24 protein-coding genes and 3 pseudogenes are annotated in these 24,844 nt (G+C 69.7%); 18 read left to right on the top strand and 9 right to left on the bottom strand.

The window, feature by feature from the left end; all coding sequences use genetic code 11:
* Positions 1-161 precede the first annotated feature (161 nt).
* Positions 162-791: pseudogene (locus tag P1P75_RS03100) on the bottom strand (molybdopterin cofactor-binding domain-containing protein); the annotation flags it as partial.
* Positions 792-1,021: 230 nt separating this feature from the next.
* On the opposite strand from P1P75_RS03100, the gene P1P75_RS03095 reads away from it, so the two are divergent.
* From P1P75_RS03095 to P1P75_RS03075, 5 genes are all read left to right on the top strand, one after another.
* Entirely contained in the window at positions 1,022-1,336 is a 315-nt protein-coding gene (locus tag P1P75_RS03095; protein ID WP_319251547.1) for a hypothetical protein, read from the top strand.
* A gap of 214 nt (positions 1,337-1,550) precedes the next feature.
* Entirely contained in the window at positions 1,551-2,267 is a 717-nt protein-coding gene (locus P1P75_RS03090) for a dienelactone hydrolase family protein (protein WP_319251545.1), read from the top strand.
* 261 nt (positions 2,268-2,528) lie between these two features.
* Positions 2,529-2,879 (top strand): helix-turn-helix domain-containing protein, encoded by a 351-nt coding sequence (locus P1P75_RS03085; RefSeq protein ID WP_319251544.1) that lies wholly within the window; start codon positions 2,529-2,531, stop codon positions 2,877-2,879.
* An 861-nt stretch (positions 2,880-3,740) separates the two neighbouring features.
* Positions 3,741-4,598 (top strand): enoyl-CoA hydratase/isomerase family protein, encoded by an 858-nt coding sequence (locus tag P1P75_RS03080; protein WP_319251542.1) that lies wholly within the window; start codon positions 3,741-3,743, stop codon positions 4,596-4,598.
* Between the two features lie 204 nt (positions 4,599-4,802).
* Positions 4,803-5,759, top strand: a complete 957-nt coding sequence (locus P1P75_RS03075) for an aldo/keto reductase (protein ID WP_319251540.1) — start codon at positions 4,803-4,805, stop codon at positions 5,757-5,759.
* A 211-nt stretch (positions 5,760-5,970) separates the two neighbouring features.
* On the opposite strand, the gene P1P75_RS03070 is transcribed toward P1P75_RS03075, so the two are convergent.
* The 3 genes from P1P75_RS03070 to P1P75_RS03060 form a co-directional block, all read right to left on the bottom strand.
* Complete coding sequence (locus P1P75_RS03070; RefSeq protein ID WP_319251538.1) at positions 5,971-7,686, bottom strand: VanW family protein; 1,716 nt, start codon at positions 7,684-7,686, stop codon at positions 5,971-5,973.
* 408 nt (positions 7,687-8,094) lie between these two features.
* Positions 8,095-8,235, bottom strand: coding sequence for a hypothetical protein (locus P1P75_RS03065; protein WP_319251616.1), 141 nt, complete (start codon positions 8,233-8,235; stop codon positions 8,095-8,097).
* A gap of 331 nt (positions 8,236-8,566) precedes the next feature.
* On the bottom strand, positions 8,567-9,382 hold the full coding sequence (locus P1P75_RS03060) for an oxidoreductase (protein WP_319251536.1): 816 nt from the start codon (positions 9,380-9,382) through the stop codon (positions 8,567-8,569).
* 385 nt (positions 9,383-9,767) lie between these two features.
* Here P1P75_RS03060 and P1P75_RS03055 point away from each other — a divergent pair, with 385 nt between their 5' ends.
* The gene (locus P1P75_RS03055; protein WP_319251534.1) at positions 9,768-10,859 is read left to right on the top strand and encodes a substrate-binding domain-containing protein; all 1,092 of its coding nucleotides are present in this window, start codon (positions 9,768-9,770) and stop codon (positions 10,857-10,859) included.
* A 149-nt stretch (positions 10,860-11,008) separates the two neighbouring features.
* Here P1P75_RS03055 and P1P75_RS03050 read toward each other — a convergent pair whose 3' ends face one another.
* Positions 11,009-11,872 (bottom strand): LysR family transcriptional regulator, encoded by an 864-nt coding sequence (locus P1P75_RS03050; protein ID WP_319251532.1) that lies wholly within the window; start codon positions 11,870-11,872, stop codon positions 11,009-11,011.
* Between the two features lie 108 nt (positions 11,873-11,980).
* Between P1P75_RS03050 and P1P75_RS03045 the strand changes: the two genes are divergently transcribed.
* From P1P75_RS03045 to P1P75_RS03030, 4 genes are all read left to right on the top strand, one after another.
* Positions 11,981-12,739, top strand: coding sequence for a cyclase family protein (locus P1P75_RS03045; protein ID WP_319251530.1), 759 nt, complete (start codon positions 11,981-11,983; stop codon positions 12,737-12,739).
* Positions 12,732-14,108, top strand: a complete 1,377-nt coding sequence (locus P1P75_RS03040) for a hypothetical protein (protein ID WP_319251528.1) — start codon at positions 12,732-12,734, stop codon at positions 14,106-14,108. Before P1P75_RS03045 ends, P1P75_RS03040 begins: the two co-directional genes overlap by 8 nt.
* Before the next feature lie 44 nt (positions 14,109-14,152).
* Positions 14,153-14,497 carry a hypothetical protein gene (locus P1P75_RS03035; RefSeq protein ID WP_319251526.1) on the top strand — a complete coding sequence of 115 codons (345 nt, stop codon included), beginning with the start codon at positions 14,153-14,155 and terminating at the stop codon, positions 14,495-14,497.
* A gap of 330 nt (positions 14,498-14,827) precedes the next feature.
* On the top strand, positions 14,828-15,385 hold the full coding sequence (locus P1P75_RS03030; RefSeq protein ID WP_319251524.1) for a DUF3291 domain-containing protein: 558 nt from the start codon (positions 14,828-14,830) through the stop codon (positions 15,383-15,385).
* An 874-nt stretch (positions 15,386-16,259) separates the two neighbouring features.
* On the opposite strand, the gene P1P75_RS03025 is transcribed toward P1P75_RS03030, so the two are convergent.
* Positions 16,260-17,177, bottom strand: coding sequence for an NAD-dependent protein deacetylase (locus P1P75_RS03025; RefSeq protein ID WP_319251522.1), 918 nt, complete (start codon positions 17,175-17,177; stop codon positions 16,260-16,262).
* Positions 17,178-17,414: 237 nt separating this feature from the next.
* Here P1P75_RS03025 and P1P75_RS03020 point away from each other — a divergent pair.
* The 7 genes and pseudogenes from P1P75_RS03020 to P1P75_RS02990 all read left to right on the top strand — a co-directional run.
* Positions 17,415-17,668: pseudogene (locus tag P1P75_RS03020) on the top strand (hypothetical protein); the annotation flags it as partial.
* A 173-nt stretch (positions 17,669-17,841) separates the two neighbouring features.
* Positions 17,842-18,144: a metalloregulator ArsR/SmtB family transcription factor gene (locus P1P75_RS03015; protein WP_319251520.1), complete on the top strand. Its 303-nt coding sequence runs from the start codon at positions 17,842-17,844 to the stop codon at positions 18,142-18,144.
* Complete coding sequence (locus tag P1P75_RS03010; protein WP_319251518.1) at positions 18,141-18,533, top strand: VOC family protein; 393 nt, start codon at positions 18,141-18,143, stop codon at positions 18,531-18,533. The genes P1P75_RS03015 and P1P75_RS03010 overlap by 4 nt, the downstream gene beginning before the upstream one ends.
* Positions 18,534-18,701: 168 nt before the next feature.
* Positions 18,702-19,274 (top strand): dihydrofolate reductase family protein, encoded by a 573-nt coding sequence (locus P1P75_RS03005; protein ID WP_319251516.1) that lies wholly within the window; start codon positions 18,702-18,704, stop codon positions 19,272-19,274.
* A gap of 90 nt (positions 19,275-19,364) precedes the next feature.
* On the top strand, positions 19,365-21,284 hold the full coding sequence (locus tag P1P75_RS03000) for an SMI1/KNR4 family protein (protein ID WP_319251514.1): 1,920 nt from the start codon (positions 19,365-19,367) through the stop codon (positions 21,282-21,284).
* Between the two features lie 40 nt (positions 21,285-21,324).
* Positions 21,325-21,597 (top strand): annotated as a pseudogene (locus tag P1P75_RS02995) (hypothetical protein); the annotation flags it as partial.
* A 195-nt stretch (positions 21,598-21,792) separates the two neighbouring features.
* Entirely contained in the window at positions 21,793-22,173 is a 381-nt protein-coding gene (locus P1P75_RS02990; RefSeq protein ID WP_319251512.1) for a VOC family protein, read from the top strand.
* A 189-nt stretch (positions 22,174-22,362) separates the two neighbouring features.
* Here the strand turns inward: P1P75_RS02990 and map are convergent, their stop codons facing one another.
* Positions 22,363-23,181, bottom strand: a complete 819-nt coding sequence (map, locus tag P1P75_RS02985; RefSeq protein ID WP_319251510.1) for a type I methionyl aminopeptidase — start codon at positions 23,179-23,181, stop codon at positions 22,363-22,365.
* A gap of 90 nt (positions 23,182-23,271) precedes the next feature.
* Between map and P1P75_RS02980 the strand changes: the two genes are divergently transcribed.
* On the top strand, positions 23,272-23,538 hold the full coding sequence (locus tag P1P75_RS02980) for a helix-turn-helix transcriptional regulator (RefSeq protein ID WP_319251508.1): 267 nt from the start codon (positions 23,272-23,274) through the stop codon (positions 23,536-23,538).
* 81 nt (positions 23,539-23,619) lie between these two features.
* On the opposite strand, the gene P1P75_RS02975 is transcribed toward P1P75_RS02980, so the two are convergent.
* Positions 23,620-23,778, bottom strand: a complete 159-nt coding sequence (locus tag P1P75_RS02975) for a hypothetical protein (RefSeq protein WP_319251507.1) — start codon at positions 23,776-23,778, stop codon at positions 23,620-23,622.
* Between the two features lie 42 nt (positions 23,779-23,820).
* Positions 23,821-24,711, bottom strand: coding sequence for an NADP-dependent oxidoreductase (locus P1P75_RS02970; RefSeq protein WP_319251505.1), 891 nt, complete (start codon positions 24,709-24,711; stop codon positions 23,821-23,823).
* Positions 24,712-24,844: the final 133 nt, after the last annotated feature.

The raw sequence follows: 24,844 nt of genomic DNA, 5'->3' as shown, positions 1-24,844 counted from the left end.
CGGGCAACCCTCCCGAGTCCGGCGGCCGGACGTTCCCGGGCGGCTCGTCGTGGGGCCGACCGGACTCAGCGAGGCGACGGTGTCCGCACCGCAGGGTCATCCAGCGCGTGGGCCGGGGCAGTGTGCTGCGCCACGATGCGACTGCCGCCGGCGGTGCCGTGGACGGCGAGCGCGAGGAGCGGGAGCAGGGTGAGCACGGCGATGACCGTGCCGACCAGGGGCGGGCCGGCGTGCGTGCCCACCACCCACTGGGTCTTGTCCCACACGGTGACCCGGTTGCCGTCCCATCGGGCGACGGTGGCATGCGGCTCCATCGGGTTGTGGTGGTTGCGCGCCAGCTCGTACTTCAGGTCCAGTCGTACGGCCGAGGAGCTCAGCCCCGCTTCCGCGTCCCCGCGCGCATAGGGGGTCGGCTCGCCGGGTTCGGCCTTGGTGATGTCGGTCGAGGACTTGTCGGCGTCGTAGCGGACCTTGACCAGGCTCGCCCCGTGCTGAGCGGCCTCCAGGGTGGTGGCGACCACTACGGCGACCGGCTGGCCGTGGAAGAGCACCCGGTCGTCCTGGAACACCCGAAGCCTGCGCCCCTGCGGGTTGTTGGACCCGGCGTTGTCGCGGTACGGGAGCTTCGGCGCGTTGCCGTGGTGGATCACCCGCAGCACACCGGCGTGTTTCTCGGCGGCGCGCGCGTCGATGGCCTTGATACGGCCGCGTCCGATGCTCGCGTCGACGATGACGGCGTGCACGACTCCCTTGGCAGGGAGAGTTTTGTCCCCCCATGCTTTTCCTTGGATTTCCTTTGCTCTTTTGCCCGCAGGGAAGCAGTGAGTAAAGGAGAAAGGGTGGTCATATGCCCTGCAGCGGTGTCATCACCGGCCCAGCTGGTGGAACTGCCCCGGTCGCCCGACGGAGGCAAACGTGGCGAGGCTCCGCCCCAGCCGCGAGGGAACAGTACATCCGACCGATCCGCTGATCGCTCACGGCCTTGGCGCGTCGTACCCGCGCTTCCCCCTACGCTCGACACATGACCGAGAACGAGATCCAGCTCAAGGCCATCGCGGCACTCACGGCCCTGCGCGGTGGCGTCGAGACGGAGTACGTCTCCGACCTGCTCGGCGAGGTCATCCCCACGCAGTTCCTCGTCCCTGACACCGAGGACCCGGCGGAGGTCGGCGTTGCCGTGCTGGACCAGCTCTCCGAGCCGCTGAGCGCCCTGATCAACGGCCTCCTGCTGGCCTTCGAGACGGTCGCGGAGGCGTACGACCGGACGGACCCCGAGACACCCACCGACGCGATCCTCCAGGCGCTCGCGCTGAACATCGCGCGGAGCACGGGCTGATCCCCGTGTGCCGACCCGGACTTCTCGCCTGGAGCGGCCCCGCCTTCTCTGCGGCTGAGGCAGAGCTGGGAGAGCTCCTGGCGGCGCGGGTGTGGTCGTCGTTGGGTGACGGTTCTTGTCAGCCCTCGCCGCATTTCAGAGGGATACCCGCGCTGTTCTGCCAGCGGCAGAACACCGGCCGGACCGGGCTCGACGATCACTACGGTCCAGTCTCATGACGGCGATTACGACGCGGACGGTCGAGTACCCGGCGGACGGTTTGACGATGATCGGGCACCTTGCGCTCCCGGCCGGTGTCGACCGCCGGCCCGCGGTGCTGCTCGGACCAGAGGGCATGGGGCTCAGCGACGTCGAGCGCCGCCGGGCCGATGCTCTCGCCGAGCTGGGATACGTAGCGCTGGCCTTCGACCTCCACGGCGGGCGCTACTTGGGTGACCCCGAGGAGATGCTGGGCCGTTGTCTGCCCCTGCTCGCTGATCCCGACCGGATGCGGGGCATCGGCCATGCGGCGCTCGACGTGTTGCGCGCCGAACCGAGGACCGACCCCGACCGGATCGCCGCCGTCGGCTACGGCACCGGAGGCGCAATCGCGCTGGAACTCGGGCGCGACGGCGTCAACCTGCGCGCGATCGGGACAGTCAACGCAACCACCACGGGCCGACCGGGCGAGGCGGCGCGCATTCGCTGCCCGGTGTGGGCCGGCGTCGGGTCGGAAGACCCGATCATGTCTCCCGCGCAACGCAAAGCGTTCACGGCCGAGATGCAGGCCGCGGGCGTCGACTGGCGCCTCGCGGTCTACGGCGGCGCCTTGCACGCCTTCCACCACCCGCCGGTCGACCACCCCACGGTCCCCGGCGTCGGCTACCACCCACAGCACGCGCAGCGAGCCTGGCGCGACGTCGTCGACCTGCTCGCCGAGTGCCTGCCCTGACGGAGGATCTGCGGGCATGACCCAGGCGAACAGCCTGGCGCCAGGCCTGGTCGGCATCGGGCACTCACAGTCCTCGCCGGGGCTGCGCGGCTCCTGACCCCACCGCCACGGGCACACCCCCGAAGTCCGCTGACACTGCCCCAGAAGCGCCCAGGCGAAAGTCGGGACAGGTCGGCCGGGGCTGGACAGGGGCGCGCAGCCCCCGCGCTGCGCAACCAGCTGCCCGGTCCTGTGCACCAGGGGTGGCCTTACTATGGAGGAGTGAGTCAGGGAAGCGAACCAACGAATCTCGGGGCGCCGCGCGTGTGCTCGATCGCCGATGCGCTCGGCGTCGTAGGCGAGCGCTGGACCTTGCTCGTCCTGCGCGAGCTGGGCTTCGGCGTGCACCGCTTCAACGACATCCGGACGAACACCGGCGCGCCCCGCGAGACGCTCGCGCTGCGGCTCCGCAAACTGGAGGAGGCCGGACTGGTCGAGCGCCGCCGCTATTCAGAGCATCCGCCGCGCGACGAGTACTTGCTCACCCAGGCGGGCAAGGGCATCATTCCTGTTCTGGCCGCATTGCGCGAGTGGGGCGAGACCCACGTCACCCCGCACACTCGCGCATCCTGAAATACAACGGTGCCACCCGGCACGGCCCTCGTCGGCGGCGTGGCACGAGCGTCCAGGCGGGACAATCAGGCCGACACCGGTGCCCCGCGTAGTTCCGTGAGCATGCGACTGCGCAAACTGCAACGAGCAGGACTCGTTGTCCGCCATCGCTATTGCGAGCACCCCCCCCGCGCGACGAGTGCGTGCTCACCCCAGCCGGCCAGGCCATGGGCCCCGCCCTGCGAGAGCTGCAGGCATGCGGAGAGACGTACGCGCAGTGACGCCGGGGGTTCGCGGCGAGCCCTCCGTCCGCTCCTTCTCTGGCTGAGCGCACCCTTTCCAGAACGGCCTCGGGGCGAGGGGGAGACCACCTCGTCGCCTTGTGTGACATCGGTCGTCCCGACAGGTCCAAGGATGCCGGGCGCCGACCACGGACACCTCGGTCCGACCGCTGGGCGCCCTTGCCGCACCAGTCCTCCCGCGACCGGGACCGGGACACCGTGCGGCCCGACCTGCCACCCGCAAGGCTGACTCGTCACCGTGCCGACGGTCCCCGAGGCAGTGAGGAGTGCTCCGCGCGCAGGCAGTACTTCTCCACTGCGCCACTGCCGCGGGCCGCAGCCAGGGCCGCCGTGGGCGACCTGCCTGCAGCGGAAGCCCCCAAGGAAGTAGGTCTGTTTTTCGGACTCGCTATGCTACGGTGGTTATGTGAGTCGGTTAATCGAACTCACTAAGGCGGAGCGCTGTACTCCGTGCACCGCGCCATCCGGACCGGAAGGGAGCCGGCATCCAAGCCCGGGCCTGTTCCCCGCCGTCCTCGGAGTGCACCGCCGTCACCCGGCGCGTGCCCCCGGCCCTCCCGCACACAGAAGGAGCTTCACCATGACTGCCACTACCACCCAGGGCGTTCTCGGCGTCGAGAAGGTCACGTCCGGCTACTGGCGCGTGACCTTCCAGAACCCGCCGATCAACCTCTTCGATCCGGAGACCTTCGCAGCCCTGCGGGTGCTGCTCGATGACCTGGAGACGGACCCGGAGGTCCGCGTCGTCGTGTTCGACAGCGCCAACCCGGACTACTTCATCTCCCACCTCGATGTCGTCCGGATGGCCGAGGTGCCCGACGTGCCCGGAGCCGCCGACCTGTCCGCCGACTGGCACCACTTCGTCAACCGCCTGGCCCATGCGGGCGTCATCAGCATCGCGTCCGTCCGCGGCCGCACCAGGGGTATCGGGAACGAGTTCGCGCTGGCCTGCGACATCCGGTTCGCCAGCCGCGAGCGCGCCCTGTTCGGGCAGACCGAGATCGGCACGGGCGTGGTGCCCGGCGGCGGCGGCCTCGACTGGCTGCCGCGCCTGGTCGGCCGCTCCCGGGCACTGGAAATCGCGGTCGGCGGCGAGGACTACGACGCCGACACCGCCGAGCTCTACGGCTGGATCAACCGCTCGGTGCCCGACAGCGAACTCGACGCCTTCGTGGACGCCTTCGCCCGCCGCATCGCCGGCTTCGAGCGCAGGGCGCTGGCCACCGCCAAGCGCCTGGTCAACGAGCGGACCGCGCCTCCCAGCGAGGGCGAGCTGCTGCAGTCGTTCCGCACCATCCTTGAGCTGATCCAGACGCCGGCGGCCCAGGCCCGAATCGGCCTCATGATCTCCAAGGGCTTCGGGCAGGAGAGCGAGACCGAACTCAACCTCCCCGATGTCGTCGCCCAGCTCACCGACGAACTCGCCGCACAGGCCTGACCCGGTCATAGCCCGGGGGCGGCCCCAACGGTGCGCCGTCACACGGAGTGCCACCCGTCGGCGCAGCGCCGCCCCCGCGTCATGAGCGCCGCTGCGAGGCACTGGGCCGTCCGTTCAGAGCCAGGCGTGTATGCCGGATTTTCGAGACCACCATCCCCGACAAGGCGCCGCCCTGCGGCCACAACCCAAACAGAGGACCACCACATGGGCTGGATCGCCACTACCCCCGAGGAACGCCGCAGGCAGCTCGGCAGCTTCCTGCTCGGCACCGGTGGAATCGGCGGGATCGCCGGAGCCACGGGACCTGGGATCGGCCTGTCGCAGGAGGAAGGTCACAAGCTGATCGACCGGGCCCTCGACAAGGAGGGCTTCAAGGTCCTGGACACCGCTGACATCTACGCCGCCGGTGCCAGCGAGGGCATCGTCGGCACCTGGAATGCGGCTCACCCGGACGCGGACGTCCTCATCCAGACAAAGACCGGCGTCACGGCCGAGGGCCCGAACCTGGCGCCCGACCGCGTGCGCCGCCAGCTCGCGCACAGCGTCGCGGTACTGGGCCGCGTCGACCTCTACATCGCCCATCAGGTCGACCCGAACACACCCTGGGACCAATCACTGCCGGTGTTCAGCCACGCCGTCGAAAGCGGCGTGATCCGCGCCTACGGCCTGTCCAACGTCGACGCGGCCGCCCTCAGCTCCGCGCTGGAGACCGCGGACCGTCTCAAGCTCGTCCGGCCCGAACTGGTCCAGAACCAGTACTCCCTGCTGGCGCGCAGCGACGACCAGGATGTGCTGCCCATCGTGCGCAGCGAAGGGCTGGCCTACACCCCGTACTCCCCCCTGGCGACCGGACTGCTGGCCGGCCGCTACAGCAACGGGGAGCAGCCCGCGCACGGAAGCCGCGCCAGCATCGCCTCCCGTCACGCCCGCTACCTCGACGACGAACAGGTCATGGTGAAGATCCGTGCCTTCGACCGCCTCGCGGCCGAGCACGATGTCACCTCGGCCGGTCTCGCGCTCGCCTGGCTGGTCAACCATCCGCTCGTGACCGCGCCGATCGTCGCTCCCAGCAAGGAGTCGCAGTGGACGGCCGTCCACGAAGCTCAGAAGCTGCCGTGGACCAGCCGGCTCGCAGACCGGTTGGACAGCCTGTTCGGCTGAGGCCAGGCGGTACCGGCCGATGCCCGGCACAGCGGCGTCCTCGGCAGCGCGTCAGTGACGCAGTCCCCGGCGCCGGCGCGATCAACGCACGGTGCAGGGCACTTTCTGAGCAGGAGTTCGAGCCATACGGGTGAAGCGCTGCCCCGATGTGCGCCACTCGCACCGGTCGTCCCGACGCCGTCGGCTGCAAGCGACTGGCGAGGTTGCGCCCTCAGGGCCGGCGTTCGCTCGGTTCTTCCTCGCACGTGATCTCGTCACGGGGCTTGTAGCGCGTGTGGAACGGCTCCCGCTTCACTTCCCGGCCGTCGTCGCTGAAGACGCGTTCGACGGTGACGTCGAAGCCGTCGAGCGGGGTCTGCGGTACGCACTTCTCAGAGGTGTTCACCTTCTTCGCCGGCTTCTGCACGCTGGTGCGCGGCCCCTTGACGGACGTGATCTCGTCGTACTTGTCGGTGCCGAGGAAGGTGATGGTCACCGAGGTGTCGGTGGACTCGGCCTGGATGTAGATGGCGTTGCCGGAGTCGTTGGCGAACCTCAGATCGAGACTGCCCCAGGCGACGGTCGCCTCGCGGCCCTCGGGGTAGCGCTCGATGTAGAAGGAGTGAGCGCCGTACTCGACGGGCTTGACGCCGGCGAAGAACATCGCGTTGAAGACGGTCGTGGCCACCGCCGAGACCCCGCCGCCGGGCGCCTTGGTGTACTGGTCGTCGAGAATCATGATGCCCTCGACGAAGCCGTTGGCCTTGGTGCGTTCGCCGACGGTCCGGTTGAAGCTCCAGGTCTTGTTCGGCATGACGACGGAGCCGTTGATGAGTTCCACGGCCCGGCCGATGTTCGTCGTGCGGTAGGCGGCCGGTTCGAAGTTGACGGTGAAGGAGGACATCTTCTCGGTCAGCCCCAGACGCGCCGCGTTCTCACGGGTGACCTCCGGCTGGATCTGGCGCGTGGCCACCTGGGCGGTACGGGCGGTGGCGTCCGACTTGGTGAGCAGAGGCAGGACAGCCTTGCTCAGGGCCTTGTCGGTGACCTCTATGCCGTATCTGGCGTCGGCGGCCACCACGACCTGGTCGCCCTCGAGCCCCAGCCGGGCGTTTCGGGGGGTCGCGGGGAGATCCTTCAGAGCGGCGGTCACCGCGGGGGCGGCGCGCAGGCCCTTGCTGTCGAGCTTCGGGGTGAGCCTGCCTGCGTCGTCCGGCCGCATCGTCAGGGACTCGCCCAGCACGGCCGGGGTGATCGTGAACCGCCTGCCACCCGCACTGAGTGTGACCGGTGCCGACATCGCCGGCTGCGCGAACTCACGCACCGCCCGTCGCATCTCCGCCGCCGTGACTCTCGGCTTGGTCTCGCGTGCGGGCAGCACCGTCACCGAGTCAGCCTCGCCGCGGAGGAAGGGGGCGCGCAGAGCGCCGATCGCGGCGTCCACGTCCAGCGCGTACCCGGTGCGCGGGGCGGTCTGGACGACGCGGCCTGCGTCGAACGAGACGGCGCCGTCACGGACCTTCTCATCGAGGGTCTCCGCCAGCTTCCCGACGGCCGCACGGGCCTTGTCCCTGTCGACCCGCACGACCGGCTCCAGGTCGCCGCCCGAGCGGAACAGCCCGCCGATCAAGCTGACCGGATCGTTTCCGGTGGACGTCGCCCGGTCCAGGGTTTCCTCGATGTCGAAGGTGAGCCCCGCCTGCCGCGGATCGACCGTGCCCCTGCGGTCGCCGACCTGCACGGCCAGCTTCCGCGGGCCGGCCGCCGGCAAGTGCTGCTCCAGCTTCCGGGCTGCTTCCGCATGGGTCAGGCCCCCTATGGCCACGCCGCGCACCGTCGTACCCGCCCCGATCTCACCGCCGGTGAGCAGCAGCGCGGCGACATAGAGGCTGCCGACGCCCACGGCCAGCGCGCCGCCCGCCAGAGCGGCGGGCGGAAGAGAAGCCATGCGAGGGACGGAGAGTACTCGGGGACGCACAGGTCTCCTGAAGGATCGAGGGAACGTGCACCGGTGTCGCGCCACTGCAGGCGAGAGCAGTCGGTCAGGCTACGCATAATCGGGCGCCAAAGCGTATATCCCAGGTCACACCGGGCGTTCTGGATCAAGGTCTTGTGGATGGCGTCGGGAAGCGGCTTACGCCGTCGCAGTGCAGTCGGCCCGTGACGTACCGGCGCCTGTCCCGGCTGAATCCGTCGGTGACGACGTGGCGCAGGTCACGGAGTAAGCAAGGGGGCTGACTCCGGTGCCGACGGCCTCGACGATCCCAGGCGTCCTCCGGGCACCACTTGCCACCCGGTCCCGCCGCCGTGCGGAGTCGGTCTGCCCTTATTCTCGGTCGGTCTCACCGTGCGTCCTTCAGCGCTCGTGCCTGCCGGCGCCAGAACTCCCGGGAGACCTCGGCCTTGGGAGACACCAGGTCATGGGGCAGCGGAGCAGCTGGAACGCCGGGCGGATCTCGCCCCGGTCATGGGCGAGCAGGGCGAGGGCGACGGCGATTCCGCCGCCTGCGATGGCCCCGCCGATCGCGATGCGGTCGACGTCGATGTGCAGGTCGCTGCACGCTCGGCCAGTCCGCGCAGTGCGGCGCAGGCGTCCTCGACCGCGGCGGGCGCGGGGTTGTCAGGACCCAGCCGACTGTCGCGCCGGCACTTCCCGTACTCCTCGCACCGCTCGGTCAGATCTGTGGCCGGTCTCCTCTGCCACGGCGTGCGACCTCAACGGCGTGGCGGTACGGCGGGACCGTCGCCGTCCTCCATCGCCTCCGCGACCACCTCGTCGCAGGTGCGCCGTCGTTCTCGGACCGGTTCGGGCACGCGATGGGGCAGCGTCAGTTCGGCATGCGGTTGAAGCGGCGGACGATGCGGTCGAAGATCCGGGCCGGAAGGACGCGGTGGAACACGCTGATGCCTGCGGCCGTCGAGCCGGCGGTCCGCCGCAGTTTCGGGTTCTTGTCGGTGGCCGCCGTGACGATCACCTTGGCCACGGTGGCGGGATCGTCGCCACCGCTGGTGTTCTTCGCCAGGACCTCGTCGAAGGTGCGCCGCCCCGACGCGTAGAGCGGCATCGGGGTGTCGCCCTGCACGCTGTGGTCTCCGAAGGGCGTGTTGATCGGGCCGGGCTCGACGAGCAGGATCCGGACCCCGTGCTCGCGGACCTCGTGGTCCAGCGACCCGGAGTAGCCCTCGACCGCGTGCTTGGTCGAGGTGTAGATGGCCATGAACGGGCTGGGGACGAATCCGCTGAGGGAGGAGACGTTGACGACGCGTCCGCGCCGCTGGGTGCGCATGTGCGGCAGAACCGCCTTGGTCATCCGCATGATGCCGTAGACGTTGACGTCGAAGACCTCCTGCGTTCTGGCGACGGAGAACTCCTCGGCGGCGCCGTTCGCGCCGACACCGGCGTTGTTGACCAGGACGTCGATCCGCCCGAACCGGTCGATCACCTGCTTGACCACGGAGGCGACCGATTCGTCGCTGGTCACGTCGAGGTCGAGGTAGGTCACCCCGGCGGGCGCGGTGACCCGCGCGGTGTTGCGAGCGGTTCCGATCACCTCGAAGCCCGCCGCGGCGAAGGCGCCGACCGTCTCCTTGCCGATCCCCGATGAGGCACCTGTCACAAGCGCCACCGGCCGAGTTGCCGCCATCACGAGCTCCCTAGATTTTGAAGTACGACTGTATGCCTTACGGTCGTACGACCATAGAGTGAGTCGTCGGGCGTTGGCAAGTGGTCGCGTCCAGTGATTGGGGGAGGGCCCGCGAGGCAGGTAAGAGGCCGGCCCTATCGGCGAAGAGGAAACCCGTCTTTGCAACAAGGGAATGAATGCGGCTTGACTGCACTGCTAAAGGCTTACGGCAAGGCGGTGCAATGCCCGTCCGGCCGGGGCGACGGGGAGATGGATACCCAGCCGTCTCGGTGCGCGGATTGACCATTCCATGTTCTGCACCTGCTTGTCAGCTGTTGATGTTCCAGTCCCTCGCCGGCCGCACCTTGCGGCCCTTTCTCGGAGGAATTCCGAAATGAACGCAACGATGCGCAGATTCGTTACAGGTGCCGCCGCGGTTTCGATGGCTCTTTCCGTGGCCGCCTGTGGGAAGGCCGGGGACGGCGACTCCGGCAGTGACAGCACCGGCTCCTCCTCCGGCGGCAACTCCGTCGGCCTGCTGCTGCCGGACAGCGTCACCGCGCGCTACGACAGGTTCGACAAGCCGTACTTCGAGGCCAAGGTCAAGTCTCTCTGCCCGGACTGCACCGTCGAGTACGCGAACGCCGCCGGCGACCCCGCCAAGCAGGCTCAGCAGATCAGCAGCATGGTGACCAAGGGCGTCAAGGTCCTCGTGGTCGACCCGCAGGACTCCGCCGCGATCAAGTCCTCCATCCAGTCCGCGGTGGACAAGGGCATCAAGGTCATCGCCTACGACCGCCTGGCCCAGGGCCCGGTCTCGGCGTACGTCTCCTTCGACACCGTCAAGGTCGGCGAGCTCCACGGCCAGGCCCTGCTCACCGCGCTCGGCTCGAAGGCGACCACGAAGTCCAAGGTCGTCATGATCAACGGCGACGACGCCGACCCGAACGCCGCCAAGTTCAAGGAAGGTGCCCACAACGCACTCGACGGCAAGGTCGACATCGCCTATGAGCAGTCCGGCCTGTGGAAGGACACCGTCGCCGCGCAGAAGATGTCCGCCGCGATCACCCAGCTGGGCGCGAAGAGCATCGCGGGCGTCTACGCCGCCAACGACGGCATGGCCGGTGGCATCGCCAACACGCTCAAGGGCGCCGGCGTCAGCGGCATCCCCCTGACCGGTCAGGACGCCGAGCTCGCCGCCATCCAGCGCCTCCTCACCGGCACCCAGTCGGCCACCATCTACAAGGCATTCAAGCCCGAGGCCGAGGCCGCCGCCCAGCTCGCGGTCAACCTGCTGCAGGGCAAGGACGTCTCCTCCCTCGCCACCCGGACCGAGACCAGCGGCTCCGGCGACAAGGTCCCCTCCCGGTTGCTGACCCCGGTGTCGGTCACGGTGGACAACATCGACGAAACGGTCGTCAAGGACGGCCTGTACACGGTTGCCGACATCTGCACCGCCGAGTACGCCGCCGCCTGCAAGAAGGCCGGCCTCGAGTAGGCCCCGCCTCAACGGCCGGGGACCGTTCCCGGCGCCTGGACTCGGCCCCTGGATCCGGGAACGCCGTATCGTTCCCGGATCCGCACGGCTTGCTGCCTCCACCGCGGTCCGGGGCAAGTCTGTGTCCTGCGCGGACCGAGAGGCCGGGTTCAGGAGGGGGTGTGCTCGGTGATCTCTCGAGCGATCCGGTTGAACGTCACAGCGTCGGTGCTGCGCAGGGCGAACGCATAGACGTCCACCGTCGGCGGGGGATTGATGGTCACCAGGTCGAGCGATGCGGGCAGGGTGTAACCGGAGGGCACCAGGGTCGCTCCCAGGCCGGCGTCCGCATAGGAAACGGCGGCATTGAGATTGGCCGCGGACGGGTCGTCCGTACGCGTGTCACCGATCGATTTCCGCAGTTCGGTCAGGACCGGGGCGTTCGACGGGCAGGTGACCCAATCCTGTGCACCGAGGTTCCCGGCCGGCACAGATGCCGTGGGGGAGGACTCGTGGGCAACGGCCATCCCGAGTTCCAGTGAGCCGATGCGGTGCTTTCGCTCCCGCCACGACACCGCGTGAAGCGGACCGACACCGACGTCGATGCCCCCCGAGCTGACTGCCTCGATGAGCGATCCCCCGTCGGCGAAGTTCACCACGCGAACCGAAAGCCTGGGAACGGACGCCCGCAGAGTCGCCACGGACTTCGCCAGCCACAGGGTCGGCGTCATCTCGTTCGCGCCGATGAGGACGTCCCTGCGCGTGCTGCTCGCTGCCCGGACCGCGACCTCCCGCGCACGTTCGACGGCATGCATCGCCTGCTGGGCCTCGACGAGGAAGGCCCGCCCGGCGGGCGTGGTGGAAGTGCCCGTCGCCGTGCGCTCGAACAGCACGACACCCAGGGAGCGTTCCAGGCTGGAGATCTGCTGGGACAGGGACGGCTGGGCGACATGCAGTGCTTTCGCGGCGGCGCAGATGGCTCCCGCCGCATCGACAGCGAGCGCGTACTCGATCTGCCGCAGGGTGACTGTCATAGGGGGAGTCTAATACCCGCCTCATAGGCCCGCCCTATAGCCGTTTCCTATTAGGTAAGCGGGAAGTGGTCTTTGTTAACCCTCTGGCGGGCGTGTTTCGCTACTCGTATGACTCCCCGGATAAAAGCCCTCGGTGAGATAGACCGTCTCGCCGACACCCTGTGTGGCTTCGACATCGTCGACCTGAGCCACACGCTCGAAATCGGCATCCCCACTTTCCCGACGCACCCGAAGTACATCATCGCCGACTACGTGTCGATGGACGACGTCGCGGAATTCAAGCAGCTCATCATGTGCGACCACTCCGGCACGCACATCGACTCGCCCTCGCACTTCGTCCCCGATCCCGAGGATCCCCGGCGGATCTCCACCGCCGACCTGAGCGTGTCCCAGCTGATCGGCCGCGCCGTGGTGATGGCCTTCGGCCCGTTCGAGGCCACCAGCCACCACATCGGCCTGGCGGACGTGCGGGCCTGGGAGGAGGCGAACGAGCCGGTCCGTGAGGGCGACATCGTCATCATCAACACCGGCTGGGCCCGGCACTGGAAGCGCGTCCCCGAAGGCTTCGACTACCTGCGCGGCTGGCCGGGGCTGAGCGGTGAGGCCTCCGCCTATCTGCGCGGCAAGAACATCAAGGCCGTCGGTATCGACTGCATCAGCATCGACCCCGGTGACGTGTCGGGCGCCGACCTGAAGGCGCACTACGAGTTCCTGCCCAACGGCGTCCTGGTCCTGGAGAATCTGACCAACCTCGACGGGCTGCCCCCGGTGATCCTGTTCGCCGCCCTGCCGTTGAAGATCGCGGGCGGCACCGGTTCCCCGGTCCGCGCGGTCGCTCTCGTCTCCAAGGGGGACTCCCGTGTCTGATCACATCACACTGCGCGACGTCGAGCTGCCTCCGCTGTCCGTGCTCGAGCCCGAGCCGGTCCTGTCGGGCGAGGTGTACGCCGGCCGGATCGACCGCACGCGCGTGCGGATGCGCGAGCTGGGTCTCACCCACCTCATCGCCTACGCCGACCGGGAACACCCCGGCAACAGCCTCTACCTGACCGGATTCGACCCCCGCTTCGAAGAAGCCCTCGTGGTGCTGGACCTGGACAACGCACCCTGGATCCTCGCCGGCAACGAGTCGAGCGCGATGATTCCCGGCCTGCCCGTCACCGCGACCGCCGTGCTGTGCCAGTCGCTCAGCCTGCCCGGGCAGGACCGCAGCATCCAGCAGCGCGTCTCCGCAGCCCTGCGCCAGGTCGGCGTCGGCCCCCGATCCCACGTGGGGCTCGTCGGATGGCGGCAGATCACGGCCGGTGACTCTCCGGTCTCGCCGTACGCCTACGCCGTACCTGCCTTCGTGATCGGCGAGATCCTCGACGTCACCCAGAACCTCACCGACGCCACGTCGATCCTCATGGGCATCGACGGCCTGCGCTCCCGCAACGAGGCCGACCAGATCGCGCTCAACGAGCACCGCTCCACCCGCGCCGCCGGCCACGCCTGGCGAGCACTCGAGGCCCTCGAGCCCGGACGCTCGGAACTGGCGACCGCCGAGCACATGGCACTCAACGGTCTGCCTCTGACCGCGCACGTGATGCTGACCACCGGGTCCGGCAGGATCGTGGGTCTGTGCAGCCCCAGCGACCGCGTGATCGGGCACGGAGACCTGCTGTCGACCGCGGTCGGACTCCAGGGCGGACTGACCTCGCGCGCCGGATACGTCCTGCGCGCAGGCGAACTCGACCAGCTGCAGACCGACTTCGCGGCCGGCTACTTCGCCGCCATCGCCACCTGGTACCGGGGCCTCACCCTGGGGGCATCGACCGCCGAGATCGCCGAGCAGACCACGCGCGAGCTGGCGAAGTCGTCGATCCGCCCGCTGCTGAACCCCGGGCACCTGCAGCACATCGACGAATGGCTCGACAGCCCCTTCGCCGCCGGATCCCACGGCACCGTCCACTCCGGCATGTCACTGCAAGCCGACATCATCCCCGTGGGATCCACCCCCGATCTGGCCGCCAACTGCGAGGACGCCGTCGCGATCGCCGACGCCGGCCTGCGCGCGGAACTCGCCGAGCGCTACCCGCAGATGTGGGCACGCGTCACCGCCCGCCGCACCTTCATGACGCACACCCTCGGCCTGCAGATCGCCGAAGAAGTCCTTCCCCTCTCGGAGCGGCAGGCAGTGCTGCCGCCCGCGCTGCTCTCGCTCTCCTCGGTCCTCGTCGCCACGGCCTCCGCGTAGCTGGGAACGCGTCCGGCGGATCCGGAGAAGCCCGGCCTTTCCCTGTGGCCGAAGACGGTGACCCGCGTCGCCGAAGGGCAGAAGCAGGCCTCCCGGGCGCCGGCATCGACTGGTTCGGCCAGCACCAGGCGGCCCTCGCCTCGTACGTGGCGGGCGGGCTGTTCGCCGGATCCCTGTCCGTCGTGGTCTTCCCGGAGCTGCCCGGCACCCGCACCCCCCGCGCGCGGTTCCCGCTCGAGGTGTCGCCGTGTGCCGAAGACTTCAGCCGGCACACGGCGACACGGGCATCTGCTCACCAGCGATCCTCATCGACGCGGCGGGTGAGGGCGATCGTCCGCTACGGCCGCTGCATCGGCGGGCTCGGCTGCATGGGACTCCACCGCCACTGAGCAGAACTCGTTGAGCGGGGCGGCCGATGCTGCTTCCCGGCATGTGCTGGTCCGATGCGGACTTCCCACGCCGACAGGTAGCGCCACCGCCCCAGTTCCCGCAAGGTCCCGTGCAAGAGGCCACGTGGACAGGGAAATCGCAACTTCGACATGGCCCGCAGAGGCAGTTACCTTCACCTGGTCTTCGGCAATCGCCCATGTTGGCGCGGGAGTTACTCCAAGCCGAATCACCCGCGACGGGACCAAGCCGGTCATGCCCCACGAACCCTCGTCCCAGGCGTAAGCCACCGAACCGGTCCACGCCAGGCAGCCCCCACCAGGGAGAGACGTATGCCCCATCTTGCTCTGTACACATTCGGCGTCCTGAAGTCACCTCTCGCCGATCCCGCACCTCTCACGCGCGAGTTCTACGACATCGGTGAGGCCGTCTACCGGAAGATCAGTCAGCGCCCCGGATACCTCGCGCGTGCCGAAGCGGCGGACGGTGACCGGGGCATGCTCTTCGAGGCGGACTGGGGTGCGTGGGGAGAGTTCGCCGTACCGACCTGGTACGACAAGGGGCATACGGTGGAAACCACCGCCCTGGCCACGACCCTCTCGCTCTGGACCGACCTGCGCTCCGCCTTCGACGCGATCTACACCGGTCCGCACCGTGAGGCGCTGAACAGGCGCTACGACTGGTTCGAGAGGACAGGGCACGCGAATCACGTGTTCTGGTGGGTCTCCGACGACCTGATACCCACCTGGCGCGACGGGGTCTCCAGGCTGGAGCACCTCCACGACCACGGCTCCGCGCCGCACGCCTTCACCTTCCACGACTCGTTCGCCCCGGACGGGACTCCGACCAGGATCAAAGGCATCGGGCAGAAGAGCGACCACGTTCGCTGAAGAGGGCGAGCCGCGCCGCTGACAACGCCTGCGGAGCCGTTGCCGTCCCACCGGGCGATATCGGGGTCGGAGGCCGACGGGGACGGAGTCCACGCAGCCTCCCTCCGCAGGTCAAGGGCGATAGCGGCGGGATCGTGGAGCGTTGTGCCGGCGCGGCGGCGGGTCGGTCTGTGCGGCAGGCGCTCGGTGATCGCGTCAGTCTTTCCCCAGCAGCTCGGCGTCCGTCAGCGCCGGAGCGTAGGGACCGAACCCGCGACGGCGGGCGGGAGACGCACACCCACGCTCCCGGACGATCTCGCCCCAGACCGCCGCTCCGGACCAGCACAAGCACGCCGAGGGCAGCCCACACGGCCTTTCGCCTCGCCTGCGACGCACGTCCGTGGTGCGATGAACCGGGACGTATCGGGCTCATCACATGACTGAACGTGTGTCTCCGGAGCGTCCGCGGTTCGCGCGGGGACGAGATGTCCTCCCCGCCGGCCGGGTTCGACCGCCGCACCGCACCGCAACGCCGCACGCGGTGCAGCGCATTCGAACCCAGCAGCCCCACAACCTCGGTTCAGCCCAGCCCACAGCAGTCGAGTCGAGAACGCGGCCGGTGGTGTCGAGGCGTTGCTCGGCGAGGAGATCATCCTTCTCGCCGCCGGCACGTTCGTGGTGACGTTCTCCGGAGTCGGGCTCGGACGCCGACGAGCCCGGAACGTATGGGGCAAGGAGATCTACCGGCGCTTCGGGAAGCCCCGCGGAAGTGACGCCCAGGGAGTGCGCTCGAGCTGTTCGGCCCGGAGCCGGCCTAACAGGCTTGCGGATTCGCCTGCTTGCCGCATCCTCACGCCTGCTTGCCGCATCCTCGCGACGCCGGCCGCGTCGTGTGTCACGCGCCGTCCCGCGCCCCCGCCGTCGTGTCGTTGTCGACGGTGATGCCCAGTCGGCCGGCCACCGCGGTGAGGGCCGTTCCCAGGGGGAGCGCGACCCGGGTGACGGCGTGCGGGTCGCCCCGGGTCGGGTCCCGGTTGACGATCAGCACCGGCTTTCCCGCCTCGGCGGCCTGGCGGACGAACCGGAGTCCGGACATCACCGTCAGCGAGGAACCCAGGACGAACAGTGAGGTCGCCTCCCGGACCAGCTCACGGCATCGCTCGACCCGCGGCGGTGGAACGGCCTCGCCGAAGAACACCACGTCGGGTTTGAGGATGCCGTCACAGACCGTGCAGGACACCACGATGAAGTCCCCGACCTGTTCGTCCGTGAGGTCGGCGTCACCGTCCGGGTTGATTCCGGCGGCCACCGGCTCATAGCCCGCGTTGGCCTCCGTCAGCCGTCGTGCCAGTTCGCCGCGGGTGGTGGAGGCACCGCAGGAGAGGCAGACGACCCGGGCCAGGCTGCCGTGCAGGTCGATGACGCCCTCGCTGCCGGCGGCGTCGTGCAGGCCGTCGACGTTCTGCGTGATCACGCCCGAGAGCAGGCCGTGTCGTCCGAACGCGGCCACAGCCCGGTGCCCGGCGTTGGGGCGGGCGCGGCCGAAGGTGCGCCAGCCGAGGTGGCTGCGCGCCCAGTACCGGCGCCGGGCCGGGGCGCCGGCGGTGAAGTCCTGGTAGGTCATGGGGGTGTGGCGGCTCAGGCTTCCGCCCTCGCCCCGGTAGTCGGGGATGCCGGACTCCGTGGAGATGCCCGCCCCGCTGAGCACCAGCACACCGCCCGTGGTCAGGGCGTCGACGACCGGCTCGAGGTCCGTGGTGCCCGGCGGCAGGTCCTCGGCGGGGGACCAGCTCAGAGTGGGGCGCATGCGCATGCCACCAGGGTACGGAACCGCCTGTCGGAGCCCCGCCCGGCGCTCTTCCGGGCGGCACCGGCACAGGGATGCCCCGGCTTCCTGCCATACGCGGGAAAGGCTCCGTCCGCCCCACGGGCCGCTCGTGGGATCGCCGCACCCCATCGGCCCTCGGTCATCAGCGTCCGGGATCATCAACCCGCAACAGGCCTGTTGGGCAAGGCAGTTGTCCTGTCTTGCTCTCGCGGCTGCCGGTGTCTCCTCCACCGCGACGGCCACTTCTACGTGAACCTCTCCGTCGCCATCGACCTCGGCGGTGCGACCACCACACCGCAGCCGGCACCCGGTCGCGGGACCACGTACAAGGTGAACGGGAGACGGGCCGGATCAGCCCCGTCGCGGGAGGCCTCCGCACCCCCGACGGGATCGGCTGGGGTCCGGGCGGCGGCCTGTTCACCACCACCGACGACCAGGGCGGATGGCTGCCCTGCTCCAAGCTGGTCCAGATACGGTGACGCGGTCGGCGGCCGGTCGGCGGCACGACGGGCCGCCGACCGCGACCCCGCGGCGCCGACCGGTCGTGGGGCCGACAGGCCGGCGGGTCGGCCGGTGTGTGGGGGCGCCGACTCGCCGTGGGTGCTCCTTCGACTTGATAGGCAAGTGAATGGTTGCCTATGCTGGAGTGGTGGCCGACGACGTGTTCAAAGCCTTGGCCGACCCCACCCGCCGGACCATCCTCGACGAGCTGACGGAGAAATCCGGGCAGACCCTGTTCGAGATCTGCTCGCGGCTGAGCATGAAGCATCAGCTGGGCATCTCGCGCCAGGGGGTCTCCCAGCACCTCGCCGTGCTGGAGGCCGCCGGACTCGTCGAGACGAGGCGAGAGGGCCGCTACAAATTCCACGACCTCAACACGGCCCCGCTCCGCCAGATCGCCGAGCGCTGGCTCGTGCCCCACGCATCCGGACCGCAGGAGAGCACCCCATGAAGATCCACCTGACCAGCGTCTTCGTCGACGACCAGGCCAAGGCCGAGCGCTTCTACACCGAGATCCTCGGCTTCGTGAAGAAGCACGACGTGCCGGTGGGGGAGAAGGACCGGTGGCTGACCGTCGTATCACCCGACGAGCCCGACGGCACCGAGCTCCTGCTCGAACCTGCCGGTCACCCGGCGGTCAAGACCTACCGCGACGCGCTCGCCGGTGACGGCATCCCGCTCGCCCAGTTCGCCGTCGACGACGTGCCGGCGGAATACGAGCGCCTGCGTGACCTCGGCGTCCGCTTCGTCCAGGAGCCCCTGGAGATGGGGTCCGTCGCCACCGCCGTCTTCGACGACACCTGCGGAAACCTGATCCAGATCGCCACCAAGGCGAGGTAGGGCGACAGTCGGAGCGAGCGACCGAAACGGGTCGGACCGATGAGTTTCACGGCGATCCGCGGTCAGAGATCACGACTGGTGCGCGAGAGCCACGAGAGCGGACCGATCACGCACCTGCCGAACTGCTGAGAACCAGTTACGAGATCACGAGATACCGAGGAACCTGACATGCGCACCCTGATCAGCACGGCCTTCGTCTCACTCGACGGCGTCGTGGAGGCCCCGGGCGGGGAGCCCGGTTACCGGAACTCCGGATGGACCTTCAAGGACGTCGAGTTCCTTCCCGAGGCTTTCGCGATCAAGGGCCGGGAGCAGAAGGAAGCCACCGCGATGTTGCTGGGCCGCACCAGCTATCAGGCGTTCAGCCCGGTGTGGCCGGACATGGAGGACTTCGCCGACTACAAGGTGATGCCGAAGTACGTCGTCTCCACCACCCTCACCGAGGACGACCTGGTGACGAACTGGGGCGAGACCACGATTCTGCGCTCCCTCGACGACGTCGCCGCGTTGAAGGAGACCGAGGGCGGCCCCATCATCGTCCACGGCAGCGCCGCACTGAACCGGAGCCTCTCGGACGCCGCCCTGATCGACCGATACCACCTGCTCGTCTTCCCGCTCCTGCTGGGCGCGGGCAAGCGCCTGTTCAGCACGTCGGACAAGGACACCCAGAAGCTCGAGCTGGTCGAGCACGAGGCCTATGCCAACGGCCTGCAGATGAACGTCTTCGACGTCGTGCGCTGACGAGACCCCGCCGCCGGTCAGGGCCCGGGTCACGACCACCGGAGCCTGGGTATCAGCGGCGATGTCAGTGCCGGATGACACCATCCGGTCATGAGTGGCGAGTCTTTCAACTGGCACGAGTTCCTCGGACGTTGGCAGGAGGAGTGGGTTCCCCGCGCAGACGAGGACGAGGCGGAGGCGGAGGACGAAGGTGGTTCCGGGGACGGCGTGCAGGCCGTTGTCCGTCCGGGCAGGCCCGCGGCGAAGGAGGCGGCCATCGCCGCGGCCGAGGCGCGGCTGGGACGGCGGCTGCCGCCCTCCTACCGGGAGTTCCTCGCCGTGAGTGACGGGTGGCGGGTCGACCAGATCGCCGGGGTCTACCAACTCGGAGGAGTCGCGGACATCGACTGGTTCCGCGATCCCCACGACATGACGGCGATGTACGAGGAGAATCTGGGCGACGACCCGCGTCAGGAGGACGTCCTGCTGGCCGGGATGTGGCAGCGGGCGCTGCGACTGGAGACGGACTCCGACATGTCGTACGCCCTGCTCGACCCCGGCGACACCGACCGGAACGGCGAATGGGCGCTCTACGTCTACAAAGGCTGGAGCGGCGAATTCCCGGACCGTTACCCGTCGTTTCGCGCGTACATGGAGGCCATGTACCGAGGCTTCCACCGCGACCGGGTGGAGAGACCCGACTTCGTGAACGCGACCACGCGCGCCCAGGACGCCCATGTGGAGGAGGCCCGCCTGCTGGCCCTGCGCGGACGGCACGAGGATGCCCGGCTCCTGATCGAGGAAGCAGCGTCCTTCGGACGGCCACGGAGCGCAGTCCTGCTGAAGCAGCTCCGGCACCTGCTGGCCCCGCACGGCTCCCAGGAGTACGGCAACCTGGTGGCCGACCCGCGCTACCTGCCCGAGCTTCTGCCGGTGCAGGCCATGGCGCCGGCACGCGACGAGTGGCGGCTGGGCGGGGACGACCACTGGCTGGGCATGATGGCCGCCCGCGGGGCCTCCCGCGAGACCGTCGAGGCCGTACTGAGCGCGATGCGGGACGCCACGTACCGTTACGCGCCTCCCGGCCCATGGGGCGAGGCCGTCGCCGAGGCCCGGGAGGCGGCCCGATGGGGAGCGACCGACGCCGCGTGGCGGGTGCTGCGTGACGCACTTCCCTCGTGGGAGGCGCCCGGACCCTCGCTGATCGCCCCGATCGGCCTGCTCGCCGATCCGGTCCTGGGTCCGTTGATCACGCCGGAGCGCGGGCGGGAGATCCTCGCGACCCCGAGGGCGGGGGAGAGAGGGCCTTCTGCGGAGCCGGTGCCCGATCTCGACCCGCCGGGCCTCGCATGGCTGGCGGAGCCTGTGGCGAACCGGGCGTCGCGCGAGGGATACCGCTGTGTCTGGGTGGAGGGGATCGACCCCGTCGGCCTGCCCGCCCTGATCGGAGAGGAAGGCGCCGAACTCGGCGCGCCCGTGGATCGGCGACTGGCGTCCTGGCAGGCACCCAGGCCCCAAGAGCGGGAGGGTGTGGAACGCTGGGAGGACCGGGCCGTGGTCGCCGTCGGCCGCACCGCCGAGGGATGGGCCTTCGCCTTCGACGGCGACTCCCGCCACCTGAACGAGCGGTTCCTCTCCCCGGCTGTGGCGGCCTCCCCGTCCGGCCGCGCGGTGGTGGTGTGGCGCGACCCGACGTTCTCCGCCCCGGGCGACCACCCGGCCGCGTTCCACGTGTCGATGGCCGAACAGGGCGAGGAACTCTACGCGTTCACCGTGCGGGGCACGGAGATCCAGCGCTCCGGCGCGATACCGGAGGCCTTGGACCCCGCACGGCTCTTCCGCCCGCAGGACACCCAACTCGACGGCGAAGTGCGTGCGTTGCGGGCCCTGCACACCGAACTCGGCCTCTCACTGCCCCGCTTCGCGCTGACCCACGGCAGACTGCACACCTTCACCACCCGCTCCTGGACGAGGGCACCACGCGACGGCGAGACCTACGCCTACGTCACCTTCGGTCGCCACCGGCCCTGAACCCGGGCAGGCCCGCCCCCCCGAGGGGAGGCGGGCCCGCCCGGTCCGCTCCCGTCCGGACCGGGACGCCGTCCTGGCGGACGCCCGAACCCTGCTCGACCGCTACGGCCCCGCCGCGCGCTACTGGATCAACGCGACGGCCGCCGCATCGGATTCGGCCCCGGGCTTTGTCGCGGCGGGCCTTCGGGGCACGCGATCCCGCAGCTTCCTCACCTCCGCGTACGTGAACGGCCTCGACCTGTTCGACGACCTGGGTCTCATCGCGGTCAACGACGAGGAGGTCGGCGTCTTCTGGTCGTTCGGGGCGTACTGACGGCGTGGCGTGTCCACACGCAGTCCGGGGACGGGCAGGGAACGGCGCGGCCCGGCTGCCCGACCAGGAGTGGCGGCCCGAAATCATCTCGCCGGTGCTCGCCTCGTCCGGTACGGTCGCGGGGTTCTCGCTGCCGGGAACCCATGAGGTTCGTGTGTGGCTCTCCGGCAGTTCCCCGGGCTGAAAGGTTTCGTCATGGCATGTCGCATCAGTGAACTCGTCCTCGGTTGCCGAGACCCCGAGGCGCTGGCGCGGTTCTGGTGCGAGGTTCTGGACTACGTCGTGCTCGATCAGGAGGGGGACGACTGCTTCGAGATCGGGCCGCGCGAAGGGTTCGGCGGTCCGCAGCCGACCATCATCCTCAGTCGCAGGGACGAGCCGGAGCCGGGGAAGTCCCGGCTGCACATCGACGTCAACGCCACCGACCGCGATCAGGACGCCGAACTCGAACGCCTCCTGAAGCTCGGTGCGCGCCCTGCCGACATCGGCCAGACGGGGGAGGAACAGTGGCATGTCCTGTCCGACCCCGAAGGCAATGAGTTCTGCCTGCTCAAGGCCCGCCTGAACCCCCTCTGACCGACATCGGACGGAGGCGGGGCGGACCGAGGGGGGGCGAGGCGAGGCGGGCCGGAGTGGGTGCAGGCCCCGCCTCGGGCTCGGCCTCAGCGGCCCGACCCGGCCACGCTCGCGGCTGGTCACCATGGCCGGGTGTCGTCGGCCACCGGGGTTCGTCCTCGATGAAGCCTCGTTCTCGATGAAGCCTCGTCAGCGTCCGGTCGCCGATGATTCCCGCTGGTCCTTGAGCCGCTCGTTGCTCTCAGGGCGCCGGGTGAGCACCAGCGGGCCCGTCTCGGTGATGGCGACCGTGTGCTCGGAGTGGGCGGTGCGTGAGCCGTCGGCCGAGCGGATCGTCCAGCCGTCCGGGTCGAAGGCGATCTTGTCGGTGCCTGCGGCGAACCAGGGCTCGATGGCGATCGTCAGGCCGGGACGCAGCTTCCAACCACGGCCGGGGCGACCGTCGTTGGGAATGTGCAGATCCTCGTGCATCGTGCGGCCGATACCGTGGCCGCCGAACTCCAGATTGACCGGGTAGCCGTACTCGGCGGCGACCGCGCCGATGGCAGCCGAGATGTCGCCCAGCCGGTTGCCCGGCTGGGCGACCTTGATCGCTGCTTCCAGCGCGACCTCGGTGGCCTCGATCAGCCGCAGGTCCTCCGCTGCCGGGGTGCCGACGATGACGGAGTGGGCCGAGTCCGCGGCCCAGCCGTCGATGCTCACCGCCATGTCCATGGTCAGCAGGTCCCCGTCACGCAGCTGGTAGCTGTGCGGCAAGCCGTGCAGCACGGCATCGTTGACCGAGAGGCACACCACGTTACGGAACGGGCCCTTGCCGAACGAGGGCGCGTAGTCCCAGTAGCAGGACTCGGCGCCGCGTTCCTTGATCCGGCGGCGAGCGTGATGTTCCAGATCCATCAGGTCGACCCCCACGGCGGCGAGGTCGGCCAGTTCGGCCAGCACCTGGCCGACGAACTGTCCAGTGACGTGCATGCGCTCGATGTCTTCGGGAGACTTGTGCTCGATCACTGCGATCCTCGATTCCTGGGGGTGGCCGACAGGTATATTTATACCAGGAGAGTGGTTGCCGCCGACCACCCGCGGCTCTAGCATGTGCGGATGGTTCGCTATCCGCTCGCCCCCGAACAGATCGAGGCGGGCCGACGTCTCGGAGCCGCGTTGCGCTCTGCCCGAGCCGGACGCAACCCCGTCGAGGTGGCCCTGGCGGCAGGGATCTCGCCCGAGACCCTCCGCAAGATCGAGACCGGCCGGCTGCCGACGCCCGCGTTCGGCACGATCGTCCGGCTCAGTGAGGTACTCGGCGTACCGCTGTCCGAACTGGCCGCCGTCTGGCGCACCGACCCTGCCCTGAGCAAGGCCTCCTAGCGACAAGCCCTGAATGCGTGCCCACCTCGAATGATTGGCGGGCTTGGCCGTCCGGCGGCGCGACCTGCCCCGCCAGGGGCTTCACGCCGGATCCGGCGGCTTCATCAGCGCCGGCTTGGCCGGGTCGATCACGACCGTGATGTCGGTGATCCGGCCGACGGCGACGGTGAACGCGAGGACCGAGACAGGCGTGCCGTCCTCGCCCCGGGCGACCATCCCCGGAAGGCCGTTGACGAGCACCGCGCGCCTCCGCCCGGCCACGCCCCCCGCCGCGCACCCCCGTCAGGGGACGAGGACGAGACGCCCCCGCACCCCGCCTTCCCCCAGACGGGAGTGCGCCTTGGCCGCGTCGGCCAGCGAGAACACCTCCGCCACGCGCAGCGAGAGCACTCCCTCGTCCGCCAGTCGCACCAACTCCGCCAGCTGTGCCCCGTCCGCGCTCACCTCGACCGCGGTCGTCCGCACGCCGCGCACGGACGCGGGTTCGGCCTGCGGAATCACTCCCGCATAGGCGCCCCCGTCCCGCGCCCACTGCAGCGCCGGTTCCCCGAGTACCGCCGTGTCCAGGACCGCGTCGTACGCGCCCGCCGCGGCCTCCCCGGCGACGAACCCGCCCGCCCCGAGCGACCGCACGAACTCCTCGTCGTCCGACCGGGCCAGCCCGGTCACCGCGAGGCCCCGCCGTGCCGCGAGCTGGACGGCGTACCCGCCGACCGCCCCCGCCGCTCCGGTGACCAGCAGCGACGCACCCGGCGCCAGGTCCAGCAGGTCGAGAGCCTGCGCGGCGGTGAGCGCGTTCAGCGGCAGAGTCGCCGCGTGGACGGCGTCGACTGTCGCCGGCGCCGACGCGACCGCGCCGGCGTCCACCACGACGTACTCCGCGTGCGTGCCGAGCGCCTTGTCGACGCCGTAGGCGAGGGCCACGACCTTGTCGCCGACGCTCCAGGCGGTGGCCACGCCCGCCGCGTCCACGGTCCCGGCCACATCCCAGCCGAGCCCGATCTCCTTGCCCGCGCCGCCGAAGACGCCGGAGCGCACCCCGGCGTCGACCGGGTTCAGCGCGGCCGCCGCCACCTTGATCCGCACCTGCCGGGCGGCCGGCTCCGGCAGTCCCCGCTCCACGACGTCCACGACCTCGGGTCCGCCGAACGAACGCACCACTGCTGCACGCATGACAACTCTCCTGACATCCAGGTATCGAAGTGCTCTCCGTCTTGCAGTGACAACCCTAGGAAGAGTTACTATCCAGGAGGTAGTAGTTACCCGCAGGTGCCTACCTCACCGTGAGGAGAGCACCCGCGACACG

It is taken from the genome of Streptomyces sp. ID05-39B (assembly GCF_033794725.1).
Classification (GTDB): Bacteria; Actinomycetota; Actinomycetes; order Streptomycetales; family Streptomycetaceae; genus Streptomyces; species Streptomyces bobili.
The sequence above is the reverse complement of the archived record's forward strand: the minus strand, read 5'-3'. Positions and strand labels throughout refer to the sequence as shown.

Coding starts and splice junctions, on each gene's coding strand:
- P1P75_RS03000 (WP_319251514.1), top strand. CDS start 19,365: ATGAGTGGCGAGTCTTTCAACTGGCACGAGTTCCTCGGACGTTGGCAG.
- P1P75_RS03010 (WP_319251518.1), top strand. CDS start 18,141: ATGAAGATCCACCTGACCAGCGTCTTCGTCGACGACCAGGCCAAGGCC.
- P1P75_RS03060 (WP_319251536.1), bottom strand. CDS start 9,382: ATGGCGGCAACTCGGCCGGTGGCGCTTGTGACAGGTGCCTCATCGGGG.
- P1P75_RS02970 (WP_319251505.1), bottom strand. CDS start 24,711: ATGCGTGCAGCAGTGGTGCGTTCGTTCGGCGGACCCGAGGTCGTGGAC.
- P1P75_RS03080 (WP_319251542.1), top strand. CDS start 3,741: ATGACTGCCACTACCACCCAGGGCGTTCTCGGCGTCGAGAAGGTCACG.
- P1P75_RS03075 (WP_319251540.1), top strand. CDS start 4,803: ATGGGCTGGATCGCCACTACCCCCGAGGAACGCCGCAGGCAGCTCGGC.
- P1P75_RS02990 (WP_319251512.1), top strand. CDS start 21,793: ATGGCATGTCGCATCAGTGAACTCGTCCTCGGTTGCCGAGACCCCGAG.
- P1P75_RS03050 (WP_319251532.1), bottom strand. CDS start 11,872: ATGACAGTCACCCTGCGGCAGATCGAGTACGCGCTCGCTGTCGATGCG.
- P1P75_RS03045 (WP_319251530.1), top strand. CDS start 11,981: ATGACTCCCCGGATAAAAGCCCTCGGTGAGATAGACCGTCTCGCCGAC.
- P1P75_RS03090 (WP_319251545.1), top strand. CDS start 1,551: ATGACGGCGATTACGACGCGGACGGTCGAGTACCCGGCGGACGGTTTG.
- P1P75_RS03025 (WP_319251522.1), bottom strand. CDS start 17,177: ATGCGCATGCGCCCCACTCTGAGCTGGTCCCCCGCCGAGGACCTGCCG.
- P1P75_RS03030 (WP_319251524.1), top strand. CDS start 14,828: ATGCCCCATCTTGCTCTGTACACATTCGGCGTCCTGAAGTCACCTCTC.
- P1P75_RS03095 (WP_319251547.1), top strand. CDS start 1,022: ATGACCGAGAACGAGATCCAGCTCAAGGCCATCGCGGCACTCACGGCC.
- P1P75_RS03005 (WP_319251516.1), top strand. CDS start 18,702: ATGCGCACCCTGATCAGCACGGCCTTCGTCTCACTCGACGGCGTCGTG.
- P1P75_RS03055 (WP_319251534.1), top strand. CDS start 9,768: ATGCGCAGATTCGTTACAGGTGCCGCCGCGGTTTCGATGGCTCTTTCC.
- P1P75_RS02980 (WP_319251508.1), top strand. CDS start 23,272: ATGGTTCGCTATCCGCTCGCCCCCGAACAGATCGAGGCGGGCCGACGT.
- P1P75_RS03070 (WP_319251538.1), bottom strand. CDS start 7,686: ATGGCTTCTCTTCCGCCCGCCGCTCTGGCGGGCGGCGCGCTGGCCGTG.